General features: G+C 59.2%; 18 protein-coding genes. 11 read left to right on the top strand and 7 right to left on the bottom strand.

All coding sequences use genetic code 11. The annotated features are described in order from the left end of the window. The first annotated feature begins 6 nt into the window (after nucleotides 1-6). A complete protein-coding gene (locus QA649_RS37860; protein WP_283021606.1) occupies nucleotides 7-447 on the top strand; it encodes a hypothetical protein in 441 nt (146 codons plus the stop codon). Nucleotides 448-611: 164 nt separating this feature from the next. After that, complete coding sequence (locus QA649_RS37855) at nucleotides 612-1,184, top strand: NADPH-dependent FMN reductase (RefSeq protein WP_283021605.1); 573 nt, start codon at nucleotides 612-614, stop codon at nucleotides 1,182-1,184. A 746-nt stretch (nucleotides 1,185-1,930) separates the two neighbouring features. Here the strand turns inward: QA649_RS37855 and QA649_RS37850 are convergent. The 3 genes from QA649_RS37850 to QA649_RS37840 all read right to left on the bottom strand — a co-directional run bounded on the left by QA649_RS37850 (nucleotide 1,931) and on the right by QA649_RS37840 (nucleotide 4,109). Beyond that, complete coding sequence (locus QA649_RS37850; protein ID WP_283021604.1) at nucleotides 1,931-2,908, bottom strand: Cof-type HAD-IIB family hydrolase; 978 nt, start codon at nucleotides 2,906-2,908, stop codon at nucleotides 1,931-1,933. A 233-nt stretch (nucleotides 2,909-3,141) separates the two neighbouring features. Continuing rightward, nucleotides 3,142-3,840 carry an ABC transporter permease gene (locus QA649_RS37845; RefSeq protein WP_283021603.1) on the bottom strand — a complete coding sequence of 233 codons (699 nt, stop codon included), beginning with the start codon at nucleotides 3,838-3,840 and terminating at the stop codon, nucleotides 3,142-3,144. Next, complete coding sequence (locus QA649_RS37840) at nucleotides 3,837-4,109, bottom strand: hypothetical protein (RefSeq protein ID WP_283021602.1); 273 nt, start codon at nucleotides 4,107-4,109, stop codon at nucleotides 3,837-3,839. Before QA649_RS37840 ends, QA649_RS37845 begins: the two co-directional genes overlap by 4 nt. A gap of 528 nt (nucleotides 4,110-4,637) precedes the next feature. Between QA649_RS37840 and QA649_RS37835 the strand changes: the two genes are divergently transcribed. Then, complete coding sequence (locus QA649_RS37835; RefSeq protein ID WP_283021601.1) at nucleotides 4,638-5,645, top strand: DUF6352 family protein; 1,008 nt, start codon at nucleotides 4,638-4,640, stop codon at nucleotides 5,643-5,645. A gap of 82 nt (nucleotides 5,646-5,727) precedes the next feature. Here the strand turns inward: QA649_RS37835 and QA649_RS37830 are convergent, their stop codons facing one another. Continuing rightward, nucleotides 5,728-6,579, bottom strand: a complete 852-nt coding sequence (locus tag QA649_RS37830; protein WP_283021600.1) for an Mrp/NBP35 family ATP-binding protein — start codon at nucleotides 6,577-6,579, stop codon at nucleotides 5,728-5,730. A 26-nt stretch (nucleotides 6,580-6,605) separates the two neighbouring features. After that, nucleotides 6,606-8,648, bottom strand: a complete 2,043-nt coding sequence (locus tag QA649_RS37825) for a 4Fe-4S binding protein (RefSeq protein WP_283021599.1) — start codon at nucleotides 8,646-8,648, stop codon at nucleotides 6,606-6,608. 191 nt (nucleotides 8,649-8,839) lie between these two features. Here QA649_RS37825 and QA649_RS37820 point away from each other — a divergent pair, with 191 nt between their 5' ends. Both QA649_RS37820 and QA649_RS37815 read left to right on the top strand, forming a co-directional pair. Continuing rightward, nucleotides 8,840-9,607 (top strand): biotin/lipoate--protein ligase family protein, encoded by a 768-nt coding sequence (locus QA649_RS37820; RefSeq protein WP_283021598.1) that lies wholly within the window; start codon nucleotides 8,840-8,842, stop codon nucleotides 9,605-9,607. Further along, entirely contained in the window at nucleotides 9,601-10,164 is a 564-nt protein-coding gene (locus QA649_RS37815) for a DUF6505 family protein (protein WP_283021597.1), read from the top strand. The genes QA649_RS37820 and QA649_RS37815 overlap by 7 nt, the downstream gene beginning before the upstream one ends. Nucleotides 10,165-10,284: 120 nt before the next feature. Here the strand turns inward: QA649_RS37815 and QA649_RS37810 are convergent, their stop codons facing one another. Continuing rightward, a complete protein-coding gene (locus QA649_RS37810) occupies nucleotides 10,285-10,440 on the bottom strand; it encodes a hypothetical protein (protein ID WP_283021596.1) in 156 nt (51 codons plus the stop codon). 126 nt (nucleotides 10,441-10,566) lie between these two features. Between QA649_RS37810 and QA649_RS37805 the strand changes: the two genes are divergently transcribed. The 4 genes from QA649_RS37805 (at nucleotide 10,567) to QA649_RS37790 (ending at nucleotide 12,880) form a co-directional block, all read left to right on the top strand. Beyond that, nucleotides 10,567-10,953, top strand: a complete 387-nt coding sequence (locus QA649_RS37805; protein WP_283021595.1) for a DUF971 domain-containing protein — start codon at nucleotides 10,567-10,569, stop codon at nucleotides 10,951-10,953. An 89-nt stretch (nucleotides 10,954-11,042) separates the two neighbouring features. Continuing rightward, the gene (locus QA649_RS37800; protein ID WP_283021594.1) at nucleotides 11,043-11,411 is read left to right on the top strand and encodes a carboxymuconolactone decarboxylase family protein; all 369 of its coding nucleotides are present in this window, start codon (nucleotides 11,043-11,045) and stop codon (nucleotides 11,409-11,411) included. Nucleotides 11,412-11,580: 169 nt separating this feature from the next. Beyond that, on the top strand, nucleotides 11,581-12,153 hold the full coding sequence (locus QA649_RS37795; RefSeq protein ID WP_283021593.1) for a DUF3305 domain-containing protein: 573 nt from the start codon (nucleotides 11,581-11,583) through the stop codon (nucleotides 12,151-12,153). Beyond that, nucleotides 12,146-12,880, top strand: a complete 735-nt coding sequence (locus QA649_RS37790) for a DUF3306 domain-containing protein (RefSeq protein WP_283021592.1) — start codon at nucleotides 12,146-12,148, stop codon at nucleotides 12,878-12,880. The genes QA649_RS37795 and QA649_RS37790 overlap by 8 nt, the downstream gene beginning before the upstream one ends. A gap of 81 nt (nucleotides 12,881-12,961) precedes the next feature. On the opposite strand, the gene QA649_RS37785 is transcribed toward QA649_RS37790, so the two are convergent. After that, nucleotides 12,962-13,252 carry a hypothetical protein gene (locus tag QA649_RS37785; protein WP_283021591.1) on the bottom strand — a complete coding sequence of 97 codons (291 nt, stop codon included), beginning with the start codon at nucleotides 13,250-13,252 and terminating at the stop codon, nucleotides 12,962-12,964. A gap of 222 nt (nucleotides 13,253-13,474) precedes the next feature. Between QA649_RS37785 and QA649_RS37780 the strand changes: the two genes are divergently transcribed. Further along, nucleotides 13,475-14,053, top strand: a complete 579-nt coding sequence (locus QA649_RS37780; protein ID WP_283021590.1) for a molecular chaperone TorD family protein — start codon at nucleotides 13,475-13,477, stop codon at nucleotides 14,051-14,053. Between the two features lie 29 nt (nucleotides 14,054-14,082). Next, nucleotides 14,083-14,283, top strand: a complete 201-nt coding sequence (locus tag QA649_RS37775) for a twin-arginine translocation signal domain-containing protein (RefSeq protein ID WP_283026193.1) — start codon at nucleotides 14,083-14,085, stop codon at nucleotides 14,281-14,283. Nucleotides 14,284-14,286 lie beyond the last annotated feature (3 nt).

Here is a 14,286-nt window from a genome sequence, read left to right as displayed (position 1 = left end):
ACATGCATGTCGTGGCCGCACATATGGCCGACCGGGCACTGCATTCCCTTCGGCATCCTTCGCCTTGACCTTGCTGGCATAGGCAAGCCCAGTGCTCTCCGCGATGGGCAGCGCATCCATGTCGGCGCGCAGCATCACTGTCGGCCCTTTGCCGTTGCGAAGCAGCCCAACCACACCCGTCCCGCCCACTCCTTCCGTTACCTCGAAGCCTGCTTTCCTGAGTCTGTCGGCGGCCATACCGGCCGTTCGCTTCTCCTGCATCGACAGTTCGGGATGGGCGTGAATGTCTTTGTAGAGAGCTTCAAGATCGGGCAGCAACGGACCTGTATCCGCGAGAACGACGGAAGCTCTTTTCGGGTGGGTATGCGCCATCATGACGGGGCCTGTTCACGATTGGCGATTCCCGAACGTGGAACCGCGGGGACCGACAGCAATCATGATCGGTGATGGCAGGCGGCGGTGGCAAGATAGAATCCGCCGATCAACTGATCGTGTGATCTACGCACCAGTCGCCCGCCTTAGTTCAGATGACAAACGGTTTTCCCTGGCAAATGATACGGCGCTCGTCGCATGGCTATTGGCTGGCCATTTCGTCGAAACAGGAGAGCTCCATGACCAGACACAAGGTCGGCTATCTCATCGGCAGCCTCGCCAAGCAATCGATCAACCGCAAACTCGCCAAAGCGCTGGTGCGACTGGCCCCGCCTGAACTCGAAATGTCAGAAATCTCCTTCAAGGAGCTTCCGCTCTATAGCTATGACTATGATGCTGACTATCCGCCGGTCGGCAAGACGTTCAAGGATGCCATCGCGGCTGTCGATGCGGTGCTGTTCGTTACGCCGGAATACAATCGCTCGATACCGGGCGGGTTGAAGAATGCGATCGATTGGGCGAGCCGCCCTTACGGCACCAATTCATTTGCTCGGAAACCGTCGGCAGTGATCGGTACGTCGCCAGGGGCCATCGGCACCGCTGTCGCCCAGCAGAACCTGCGCAGCGTGCTCAGTTTCTGCAATTCACCTCAGATGAACGCCCCGGAGGCTTACATCCAGTTCACGCCGGGCTTGATCGGCGACGATGGCGAAGTCACCAATGATGCGACTGCCGAATTCTTACGAAATTTCATGGCGGAATTCCATGCCTTCATTGCCAGGGTCCGTTCCGTTTTGCCAAGAGACGCGTAGGCTCCTGCTGTCGTCAACGACATCTAAGGTGCGCCAATCTGCATTCGGAGGTGGCTGAACCGGACGCCCAAAAGTCCTTATTCTTGGCAACGGAGGAGGCGGCAAGTGTCTGGCTTGGCATCTGGCAAGATCGGCCAGCACGCGCGGTTGTGGAACAACGCAATGGCGGGATCACGTCCTACTCGGTATGAGCGATGCCATCCTGAGCCGACCACGGCAGAAGGCCTGGTCACATAAACTGTTCTCGGAGTGCCGAGCGTCGAATGGATGGGCGCGAGTCAGGAGGGAGCGTTATATCGGTCGATGAAATCCGGAGCATTGAAAGTCTGCGATAGGAAATGGATAGAGGCCAGATAGAACGCCAGTAACAAGACGTGGGCGACATAGATTTGTCCCGCGCGTCGCATGATCCGCGCTGCTCCGAAACCGAAACCGCGCTCACAGCTTCGCCTGGCATAGACGGTAACGGACGTATAGCCGAGAATGAGAACAAACAAGTCGGCGCCGTCGCTGAAGCCGTACTTTCGGAATGTCAGCCAGGCGAGCACACTGCTCGGAATATGCCCGAGTTACATCGCCCAGTTTGTGGGCCCGCGAAATAGGTCCAGGCGCAAATCCCGCTGCGCAGGTGGGGAGAAATGGCGACGACCCGCGCTGACGTCCGTGCCGCGTCTCCAAGATCGCGCTCGCCTCTTCGACCTGCGGCATCAGCCGATGATAGTCCTGCGACAATGTCAACCGCCATGTCAAAAGACTGCTGGCCGTAAAATTAGCTTCCGCACCGCCTTGGCGAATCCATCATCCTCATTGCTATCCGTAACTGCGTTTGCTTGAGATTTCACCTCGTCGCTAGAATTCCCCATCGCAATGGAAAAGCCGCTCTCGCGAAACATGAATACATCATTCGGCATGTCCCCGATCGTGGCAATCTGGCGAGGCTCAATATCGAAGAATTTGGACAAGGTGATCACGACCATTCCCTTGTTGGCCTTCGGGTGAGTCACATCAAGATAGTAGGGCTGAGAACGAGCGGCGCTTGCAGTCTTGCTCAGAGCCCGTTGAGCCAATTCTTCGCAATCGGCCACCAGTTTAAGATCATCGGAGACGCCAACGATCTTCACAGCCCGAGCCAAATGTTCGTTGCTAAAGGATGCCACGACTGTCGCATCAAATTGTATCGTCGACGTCTCCCGCGCAACATGGGGAGCGTTCTTGTCGCGGATGAACCAGCCATCGGCCGTGTAGATCCAAGCATCGAGATGATGGTCGAGCATCAATTGGAGGGTCTGCCTCGCTGTCGCGCCATCGATCGTGTGGCTCTCGATGAGGGAGAGATCGGGGTTAACGAACACGCCGCCGTTGAAGCCCGCAATTGGTCCCTGCAGATTGAGCGGTTCGATAAGCATGCTCATTCCGCGTGGGGGGCGCCCGCTGGTGATGGCAAGCACAAGGCCGGCATCATGCAGCTCCGCAGCTGCTGCTTTTGTCGCTTCGGTGAGCTTCTTGTCGCGGGTAACCAGTGTCCCGTCTACGTCGGCCAATAGCAGACGGATGTCGCGCTGCCCGTTCACAACATCTGTTCCGATGGCTTGACGTTCTAGACGCTCGTTTCGGTCGAGTAGGGGTAGTCGTTTGGTCTGCTGGAACAACATATGGCAGCGGGCCCCGTCGGCGTTGAGGTTTGCGCGCGTGATCAATTTTCGCTGGTCGCTGCTTATCGCCATCCGCGCGTCGCCTTGTTAGGCTTTAGGATCTCTCCTGCATGGACGTTAGACAAACGAATTATACTGACACCTAAATGCAGTTTTTCGGTTGAATGGATGGGCGTATGTCAAAACCATCGTTACCATCGTTCGCATTGGCGAAGCTGGAGAATGTGCCTATCGCGGCAGTCGACGGGATCATCATGCCGAAGGAGCAGGGGTTCATCGCCGCGTGCAAGGTCGGCAGCGAGCAGCTACTTTTCTTCAGCGCAACCGACTACCAGAAGCGCGACGGTCGAGACAGCCACGCTCAGCATCAGCAGGATCAACCCCAGCCCAAGCGCCAGCGGAAGGTCGCCCTTGCTGGTTTCGAGCACTATCGCGGTCGTCATCGTGCGAGTGAAACCGTGTATGTTGCCGCCCACGATGATGATGGCGCCGACCTCGGCGATGGCACGCCCGAATGCGGCTAGGAAGGCTGTCAGCAGCGATGGTCTTCCGAGTGCGAACAGCAAGGCGACGCTGCGCAGGACCGACAAACCGTCGGTACGTGCGAGGTCGCCGTACTCCGCCCAGAGCAATGTGGACGATCGGTGCACGAGCGCGACCACGATCGGCGCGCCAAGCAGCGTTTGGGCGATCACCATGGCAGTAGGCGTGAATAGTAGCCCCGCAGTTCCCAAGGGCCCCGAGCGCGAAAGGAATAAGTAGAGCCCGAGACCCACCACGACCGGAGGCAAACCGAGTAGCGCGTTGGCAAAGACGATGAACACCTGCCTGCCCGGGAAGCGGGCGATTGCAAGCCAGGCGCCGACGGGAGCGCCGATCGCCAGCGCGACGATGCTGGCCGTTAGGCTGACGCGCACCGACAGAGCGACAATGTCGAGAAGCTCAGGATTGGTCTCGCCGATCAGCGAGGCGGCGGCGCGGATCGATCGTGCGAAGTCGTTCATCCCTCGCGCTTCAATGCTTGCCAGAACGTGTCTGCGCCGGTGAATGCGGCATCTCCCGCGGATCGTTGCGGTTCGACGAAGGGCTGCACCGCTCCGCTCTGTTTTTCGCCGCCGCAGACATCCTCCCCGGCGACCACAATGGTGTCGAGGTCAGTGGCGAGCCTTGGCGTGGATTCATTCTCGATTTCGATTGCGACACCGACGGCAATCGAAGTGACGCAATGGTTGCGGAGCGCCATCGAAAGGGGCGTACTCTCTTCGCCGGACATGGTGAGTTGATCGAGGGTCGTCTCGCATCCACGCGGCCTGGGCTCGGGCGTGATCTGGAAGCTCAGCGAGCGCCGCCTGAACGAAGGATCGCCCCTCTCCGGTTCGGCGGTACGCCGGCAAGCCATCGTCATTCGATAGCAGAGCGCGCCCGTCACCTGCTTCGGCAGCGAGATGTGACATGAAGGAGATCCGGAACGGACCGGTGAGGGCGGCAGCGAGCACACAAGAGACCTTCGCCACGATCTTCTCCCTGGCCCAATGTGACGTCGCCGCAACACCCACCTTCATTTCATTGAGCCAATCTCGACCGATCAGCGTCCGCCTCGATCGCGAACGACGACGATCTATCTTCCAGTGACGTTAGACAAACGAATTTTGTTGCCAGTTCAGTGCATTGTTATCGAGCGTAAGTTGCTGCGTTATCCTTAGGGATTTCGCAGCACGCGTGCATCGAGCCAGATTATTGCATTCGAGGTTCAAAGGCGCGATGATTGAGATCAGATCTCGCAACGTTCGCGTGAGGGTGAATGAAAGACTTTTGGCTTTCTTGCGGTCACCACTTGACGGATAGAGACGGCGGTGGCGGCTTGCTCATAACTGATGAGCTTTTGAAGGCTTATCTGGCGCGACCGGAACTGATTCCGCCGCCCGAGGCATGTCTGGCTGAACATACCTTGTATGCCGCGGTACTTTCCGATCCGCGCCGCCGCGTCAGAGACGAAGAAATTGCAGCGCTGCTCGACGCCGACGCGCGAGAGAACTGGAGCCTCATCATCGGCTTTCGCGATCGTCTTCTGCAGCAGAGAACGCTGGAAGCTGCCTACTTGGATCTTGTCCGTCGCGACGTCGGCAAGACGCCACCCCTGTTTCTAAACCAGCTGGTTCAGCTGATCCTCCGCAACGCCCTCGACGGTTGCAATGATCCATTTGTGCTTCGAGCCGCTGAATTGTTGTTTCGTCGGCAACGGCTGACGGTACGTGAAGGTGCGTTGATCGCCGCCGATGAGGAGACCATCGCCGGTACCGAAAGCGCACCGTTGTCGCCGCTGATAGCCATGCTCGAGTCCGCGGCGGAATCGTCGATCGACGTCATGGCTGAGGAGTCTGCGCATACTTACTGGGAGCGTAGCGATGCTTTTGACATGGCGCTCGACCTTACCGGTGGTCGGTCCGGATTGGCAAAACTCGGTGAGGTGATGGTGAGCTGGATCAAGCATATGCTCGCGATCGACGTCGAGATCGAGCCGCTGACGGAACTGCACGACGTCAGATTTAGTTGGTATCTTGGTCTTGATGCGGTGGGGACGCAAGTTGGCGATACCTTGTGGAATGCCGGTTCGCTTGACCCGAGGAGCGAAGCGAGCATCGTCGGCCTGTACCGGCTGACGTTCCACGACCGCACGATGATCGTCGACAACATCGGGTCGGAGCCCGTCTATCTGATCCTGGCCATGACACCCGATAAAATGCTCCATATGAAACCGCAGAACCTGCTGGTCGGCCTGCCGATCCGACATCTCGAACCGACAAGTTGAGCCAATTTGAGGTTTCCGGCCACGAGGTTCGGGCCGTTGCCAGCCCGGTCGGCCAGGCACCAGCGGTGGACTCACGCAATATTCATTCGATGACGATACGCGGTGCGGGCTTATTGGCCCGTCCCGTCGACAGCGCCAGCCAGACGTGACGGGCGATCCCGATGTAGAGCTTGGCGTGGACGCTCTCGGGTTCCGTTGCAACGATCGGGCGCCCCTCATCCGACGTCATACGAATTCGAATGTCCAGGGGTATCTCTCCCAGGAAGGGCACACCGATCCGTTCGGCCTCGATCCGTGCGCCGCCATGGCCAAAGATCGGCGATACGTGGCCACAATCGGGACAGCAAAAGCTCGACATGTTCTCGATAATGCCGAGCAATGGCACATTGACCTTCCGAAACATTGCGACGCTGCGCCTTGTATCGATTAACGCAATGTCCTGCGGCGTCGAAACGATAACCGCGCCTGCGAGCGGCGTCTGTTGTGCGATCGTGAGTGACGCATCGCCGGTGCCGGGCGGCAGATCGATGACGAGCACATCTAGATCTCCCCATGCGACTTCGTCCAGCATCTGGGTGATGGCCGATATCACCATCGGCCCACGCCAGATCATTGCGAGGGCTTCTTCGACGAGAAAGCCGACCGACATGACTTTCACGCCGAACCTCTCCATCGGCTCCAGTGTGCGCGCCCCGATCAGCCGCGGCTTGCCACGCAGCCCGAATAGTTTTGGCTGCGAAGGACCGTAGATGTCCGCATCGAGTATGCCGACCTTCAGCCCGTGCGCGGCGAATCCAAGCGCGAGGTTGCACGACGTCGTGGACTTTCCGACACCGCCCTTACCGGAAGCGACTGCAACAATATGTTTGATACCTGGAATACCGATTGGCTTCGAAGTCGCGCGTCCCCTTGCTTGGGTCTCGGTAACGGACATGCCGATTCTCCTGACGGACCGGCAGCCTATTTGAAGGCCTTGTTGGTCGGATTGTCCTTCCCCGCCTCGGGACGCAAATAATCATCGGTGGTCACGGTCGGCGGGCGCGGCGCCGCGTGAGGGTCGAAACTTTCGTTGACGACGGCTTCGACGCGGCAGTTCTCGCACATCTTCACGACATCAATCCGCCGTGCATTGACGCCGGCAAACATCCAATGCGTTTGCTCAAGTTTGGCGACCACGCGTTCGATTGTGCTTTTCGTGCCGAAGGGCTTGCCACAAGCGATGCATTGGAACGGATCCTCTTCCTTCAACACCCGCTTCGGAGCGTTCCAGGCACGGAAATCCAGTTGCGGTTGCAGTGTTATGGCGTCCTCTGGACATGTCGCCTCACACAGCCCACATTGAACGCAGATGCTCTCGGTGAAAAGGAGCATTGCGCGGTCCGGATTGTCCGACAGTGCGCTGGTCGGGCAAGCGGCCACACAGGAGTGACAGAGTGTGCAGCTCTCATCATTTAGCAGCACGCTCCCGAACGGGGCAAGGGGCGCAAGGGCCACGGTATCGACCGGCATTGGTGCCGCGAAATGCAGCTCGCGAAAAACCGTTTCGATCAGGCTACGCTTGGCGCCACGCGGAATAAAGCTTGGAGGCTTTTGGCTTGCAACACCAACAGGCGCTGCATCCAGCGCCGATCGGAGTTGATCGGGGTCATCGGACTCGATGATGCGCACCAGACCATCACCGAAGCCGAGCGCTGCGACGATAGTCTCCGACGTCTCGACAACCCGTCGCAGGCCAAGAGAATCGTGACGAGCCCGTGCACGTGTCAGCAACGCGACGCCGACTGCGCCGTAAGCGAACGACGCAGCGATCGTCTCGGTCCCGACCTGCGTGACTTCGTTGACCCGGAGTGGAAGCACGTTCGCCGGCAGGCCGTCGCCAAAGCGCGCCAGCGCGTCGATGAGCGGCGCGCCGTGATCAGCATCGTGAAACAGCACGACGGCATTGACGCCGCCAGCCTTGCGGTAGACTTGCACCAGCGTGCGTAATCGTCGGATCAGCGCATCTGCGGCCGGCAGTGCATAGGATGCCGCTCCCGTTGGGCACGCCGCGGCGCAGGACCCACAGCCTGCGCAGATGGCGGGGTCGATTGCCACCGCGTTGCCGTCTGTCGTGATCGCGCCAGTGGGGCACAGGTCGAGGCAGCGGGTACAGCCTGTAATTCCGGAGCGCGAATGGGCACAGAGCGAATCGTCAAACTCGATGAAGCGCGGCTTTTCGAAACTGCCGACCAGATGGCCGGCGTCCGCGATCACTTTTTCGACCGCGGCGCGATCACGGGGATCGGCTCGCAAATAGCCCGGCCGCAATTCGTGGGCGGGAAACATCGGCGGGTCACCGCTCAGATCCAGCACGAGGTCGCAGGTCGAAACTGCGCCATCTCGCGGAACTCCGAATTCCAGCCGGCGGCGCGACGAAGGCGCAGGGAATGCATAGTCGTCGATCGTGAGCTCGAATTGACCAAGATGCCCACGCCCATTGCGCACCCTTCCCCTCACGATCGGAAACTCGTTTGAGGGGGGAGGTGGCGCGTCCGCAGGCTCAGTCAGGACCACTGTGATGTCGAGGCGGTCGGCGAGCCGGCGCCCCACCTCGATCGCCACTTCGTCGCGGCCGTAGATCAGAGCGACGCCGTTGCTCTCGAGCATCACCGCCGCGACCGGTGACCAGTCTTCGGCTGCCGCCGCAATCAACGCTGCGGTCTTCGGACCAGCCGCGGCCGCATCCTTCGACCACCCCGCGGTTTCTCGAATATTGACGAAGGTAAGCGCTGATGAGGAAGCTAGATATTCGGCAATCTCGCGGAACAACGATGCTTCCTGGGTGCAGGCGACGGTAACAGGTACACCATCAATGATCGCCGCCTTGAACCGGTCGATCTCGAGGCCGCAGAGTTGGTTCGCCTGAGCAATCTGGCCCGCACAGCCGCGGCCAATTGCCTGCGCGTCGAGCGGCATGGTCTTCTCGCAGGTGCAGATCATCAGATGAGGTGTGGTATCACCCATCATTTCCTCGCGCGGTGCCGGTCCTTACAACGGACATGGCTAGACATCCATGACCTGATGAGACCTTTTTGGGGAGCTCGTCTGCTTGACGTCGGTATCTTACCTGCCCAGATAAAGCCCACAGGACGTTTTGCAATGGAGCCGCGACGTTTGCGACTATCGATCAATTGGCACCAAGTAGGATGGATCGCATGATGTTGCGAGTCAACGAGGCGGAGCGGGTGCTCGACCTGCCTCCCGGTTTTAATTCCGTCTTGTTGCGTGAGAGTGGTGACGCGTTTGCCCATGGCCTCGCGATTGCGGCCCAAGCCGGCGCTGGAACGCTGATTTCGGTCGGGCGCTACGATCTCGTTGAACTTGGCGTCGTGCTGGAACCTTCCGAACCACTCCTATCGGCGCGGCGTGCGCTGTTTGTCGGAATGAATGCGATCGCGGACGCCATCGCGGCGTATTGTCCGCCCCAGCGGGAGGTCACTTTTACCTGGCCCGATTCAATTTTCTTCGCTGATGGACTGTTGGGGGGACTGCGTCTCGGTTGGCCCAAAGACTGCGCCGAAACCGACGTGCCGGCCTGGCTGGTGCTAGGCGTCATGCTGCGCGCGGTCGATCTCAGTGTCGAGCCCGGGGCGATGCCAACCACGGTGTCGCTGATGGGAGAAGGTTTCGAGATGCTTCACACCGATGCAATCGTAGGAAGTTTTGCGCGACATTTACTGATTGGCTTCGATCAATGGACCGAAACTGGCTTTGATTCTGTCGCCAGCGCCTATCTTGCCCGTCTATCCAAGCGCAAAGCCGGCGAGCGGCGAAGCATCGATCGCAATGGCGACCTTCTCGTTAACGCACCGCTCGATATGGGCGCCGCGGATCGGGTCAGTCTTCTTGACGGGCTCGCGCGCGTAGCGTGGTATGATCCCGGCCTTCGCAGCCCCAAAGCTTGCTTGAGAATAAAATGCTGAAGCTTCCGCGCACCATCAGGCTCGACCCTTCGGATGACTTTGTGTTTGAACGCGCAGCCGGCCCAGGTGAGTGGGCGGTGTCAGGGGCCTTCGTGTTCGGGGACTGCGATGATCCAACCGCTCTCGGCCAGAAACAAAGGGTAGCTCTGCGCTCGGGCTTCCTTGGTATCGAAAGCCTCGGCTGGTCGACGCTCGCAGTCGTAACCGAGGCCACCGAAGCGGAAATGCAAGATGCTGTTGACCGACTCGCCACGCATCTCCTGGTCCAATTCGGCGCGCCAGATCTTTCGGCAGCTCTCATTGCGGCCGAAGAGGAGGTCGCGTTTGCAGCGTCGCTCTGCGATCATTCGCCGCAGACGCTGCTCGCTGTCCAGCGAAGCGTCGAGAATGGCGAACTGCGGGAGCGGTTCCGCACATTGAAGCCGCGGCAGTCAGCGCCGGGAGCCGATCGGCTGCATGCGTATACGCGCCCCTTCACTTTCCTGGAGATCGAAGACGAAGAGGTATCCACCGACAAAGTTGATCTTGTCGCTTTGATGAAAACCGATCGCACTTGAGAAGCGCCACCGATTTCAACGGCGTAAAACACCTCAAACGTTTTCACGCTCACGAGGGTTCTCGGTGAACATCCCGTCAAACAATCGAACCGCTCGCGCCGGCGCTACACTTGCCTTGAACTAGTTCATCCCGACGAGATTGTATCCGGGGTCGCCGACGCGTGCGCCGCTCGTCGAGAATGCGACATCGACCGTCTTCTGCTGCGCATGGAGGACATAGAACGCTCCAACTCCGATCGCTGCCGTGCAAATCACTGCCGCAATAAAAGCCTTCATGACGCTACCTCCAGAGATGATACTTCAACAAGGTAGTGCGAGCAGGATGCAACGCAAGAGAGGTTAATTGTCATCCTTGCCTGCTTCGAAAAGCTTGCCCGTCCTGACTGTTGTCGGAGCTGCGATATGACCCAGACGATTACTGATCCGCCTAGACCCGTTGAAATACGCCTTGCGAAGGATCGGCGAACGTTAATTGTTGTGTTCGACGATGGTGCATCGTTCGAGCTTTCCGCCGAATTATTGCGCGTGACAAGTCCCTCTGCCGAAGTCCAGGGTCATTCTGAGCCCGAGCGCAAGACGATCGGCGGCAAGCGAAACGTTGGCATCCTTTCAGTCGATCCTGTCGGCAACTATGCGATACGCCTTGGCTTCGACGACATGCACACGACGGGATTATTTTCTTGGACATTCTTGCATGAACTAGGGCGAGATGCCGGTCGGCTATTCCAGGCGTATCTGGATGACCTTGCGGCGAAGGGGCTCAACCGTGACACGCCGGACGTCCGTTAGCTGTTCGGTTGCGAGTCTCTAGCCCACCTTTGCAAATTTGCTTGTCCCACCCCATTTGGGGATAATTCGCTCCGGAACAGGAGACAAGCATGCCGGACATCGCATCTCAGTCGAGCACGCGGGAACTCGCACAAAGACGCAGGGACTTATCACCGAGCGCTGAAGTGGCGTTCCAAAATTTCAGCCAAACCGTTTTCGCGGACGGCGCACTGTCTGCCAAGGTCAAGCAGATCATCGCCGTCACAGTGGCCCATGTCACGCAGTGCCCCTATTGTATCAAGGGACATACGAAGGTGGCGCTACGGCACGGCGCCTCGCAAGAAGAATTGATGGAGGCGATCTGGGTCGCCGCTGAAATGCGAGCGGGAGCGGCTTACGCCCACTCGGTTCTGGCAATCGAGGAAATGAAAGATGAAGAGGGCCGGGACAAGAAACCTGGGACGGCAGCGGGTGTTTGAGGGGCGCGCGGAGTTGGATTGTCGGTATGTCACTGATCGACCGCCGCCCTGCTCGCCACGAGATTCCAGCAAGATCCCATTGATTGACATTCCAAGGATGCGAACGTTGTAACCGAGAAATCGACGATGTCGTTCTCGTCTTGGTGGTCACGCTTGGAAAGGTGCCGGTATGGAATCTCAGTATCCTGATCGAGCCTCCGCTCCCGAATCTGGAAGCTGCCGCGTCAACGGGCTGCCGCCGCTCCTGCGGATCCCCGTCGGCATCGTTGTCGAACGATCCAAGGCAAATTCGCAGTGGAGCGAATTTATCTGGCGCCCGATTGCCGTGCTTGGCGGCGTCCCGGACGTAGATCCGTGGACGCAGCTTGGGAGCGGGGAAGAGACCGTCACCCTCTACGCCGGTGCGGCCGAGATCGAGCTTTACCGCACTGAAACGGAAAACTACCGCAATAATCTTGCCTCCTCGTCTCCCTCAGTATGGGTTGCGCTGCTCTCAACCGCCGGGGCCCCCCCGTATGAGATTGCCGCCGTCACGGCGGATCCCGCTGAGGGGGAGGCTTTGACAGAGCCGGGCCAGGGGATCGTGGAAGCCGTACCGATGCCCGGCTCGGTGCGAGATGCCATTGCTTCGTTTGTCGCCGAGCATCATGTCGAGCGGGCCTTCGTGAAACGCAAGCGCAATCGTCCGGATCCGGAAGCGCTGGCACGACCCGGGCCGCAACCCGGGAGCGGCGATGAGTAACGATCAGAATTTTCTGGCGCGGTGGTCGCGTCGCAAGCGGGGCGTGGCTTCGGACCAGGGCAAGCAATCAAAGCAGATCGATTTCTCTGATGATGTGACGCCCGAAGCCGCGTCCGCCTCTGTTGCGTCGGGCGAAAACAGATTGCCATTCGATCCTGCGAGTTTGCCGGCAATTCAATCCATTGGTGTCGAATCCGATATCCGTGCGTTTCTCGAAGCGAGGGTGCCTGACGACATGGCACGTGCGGCGCTTCGTCGCGTGTGGTCATTAGATCCTGCGATCCGCGACTTCGTGGGCCTGTCGGAGAACTCGTGGGACTTCAACGCACCTGGCGCGATCGCTGGCTTCGGACCAATCGACGGGAAGGACGTGGGACGGCTTTTGTCTCGGCTCTTGGAAGAACCCGATACCAATATCGTTTCGGTGCATCCACCTGTCATCTCAGCGTCGACGGATGATTTGCCGGAGTCGGCAGACGTATCCAGTCCGGCCGGGCGTCACGCAACAACCAATGCGGAAGCGCTGGCATCCGTTTCGCCCAAAGCTCAGGCGTCGGACTTCGAAGAGATCGACGTCTCGAACGAACCGGCCCGTCCCGGCAGAGACGTTGCTCCGAAAGCGGAGTTGTCACCATCAGAAGGTCTTTCGCAAATCTCGCGCCGAGGTCATGGCGGCGCTTTGCCGCAGCTGCGGAAGAAGCGGACGGACACACTCGACAGCGAGTGAACCCGCAATCCCTGGAGCGAGCGGCAATAGCCGCCAGGCCGCGATCGCAAGCCGTCATCTGAGAGCTTCGGCGGATCCGTATCAAGAGCTCACGAGCATCTTCAGCGTCTTCGATAGTTCGCCGGCACTCCCCTGCCGGGCAATGCGCGTGAAAAGCGGCAGGCTCGGCGCATTGGAGCTCGGTTCTTCGCTAACAACAAGGAAACTGTACTCAATTCTCAATAAAATTCGATTGTCCGATGTGTTTCTTGATGAGACGTTCGCCGGCGTCGAATTGCTACGCATGCCAATCATGCAAGATGATTTGCAGAAGCGGGCTGCGGGACGGGCGCACTCCGCATTTGATGAGAGGCTAACGAGATGGTCGTACATGCCCACTCCGGCGCACCGACGAAGGGAAATGAAAGCGATGATTCGAGGCGTCCAGGAGGTGTGGGAGCCGTTGGTGGTGCTCTCGCATCCTCAGAGCTGATCGTGGCGCCTCATTCTCCCGCACCGAATTCGTCTCATGCTCGGCAGCGTCCGTTGTCGGTCGAGTCCGTGATGGATCTAGCAGGCAAGATCTTGTGGCCGGAAACGAGTAGCGAACAGCCCGTGAAGATCGACGACGTCGATGCGAGCCGCGCTCAAGAATATCTACTCCTCGCCACGTTGCTGAGCCATCCGCCGGACGAAGCCATGCTCGCCCGAATTTCCAGCCTCAGCGGTGATACCACCTCGCTTGGCCTCGCGCATCTCGCGCTTGCGCAGGCGGCGGGCAACGCAAGTGCGGAGCGGATCGCGCGCGAATACTTCACTCTCTTCATCGGCGTTGGACGCGGTGAACTGCTGCCCTACGGCTCATACTATCTCACAGGTTTTCTCAACGAGCGTCCGCTGGCTCGGCTGCGCGAGGATCTCCGTGCGTACGGCGTCGAACGCGCCGAAGGACAGACGGAGCCGGAAGACTACGCTGCCACGCTTTGCGAGATCATGGCCGGGATGGTCAGCTATCAGTTCCCGGTAACCGATAGAATGCAACAGCAATTCTTCGAGAAGCATCTCGGCCCCTGGATTGGTCGCTTCTTCGCTGATTTGGAGTGCGCCGAGGCAGCTGAGTTCTATCGTCATTTGGGTGCGCTCGGTCGGCTCTTCATGGAGACCGAGGCAGAAGCGTTCACGCTGCTCGCGTGATCGGAAGTGCGAAAAAGGAGGACGTGGTGATGCGGACGATTGACAAAATGTCGCTCGGACGTCGTCGATTCCTTCAAGCGCTTGGCGCCGGAGTTGCGGTCGGCGCCGCGCCGCCATTTGCTCTAGAGGCGAAGGCCGATAGCGAGAGCAACGATGAGAAACGGAAGTCGCGCTACAAGAACAGCGATCACGTGAAGACCTATTATCGCGTCAACCGATATCCAGGCTAAGGG

Source organism: Bradyrhizobium sp. CB1717, from assembly GCF_029714325.1.
Taxonomy (GTDB): Bacteria; Pseudomonadota; Alphaproteobacteria; order Rhizobiales; family Xanthobacteraceae; genus Bradyrhizobium.
The sequence above is the reverse complement of the archived record's forward strand: the minus strand, read 5'-3'. Positions and strand labels throughout refer to the sequence as shown.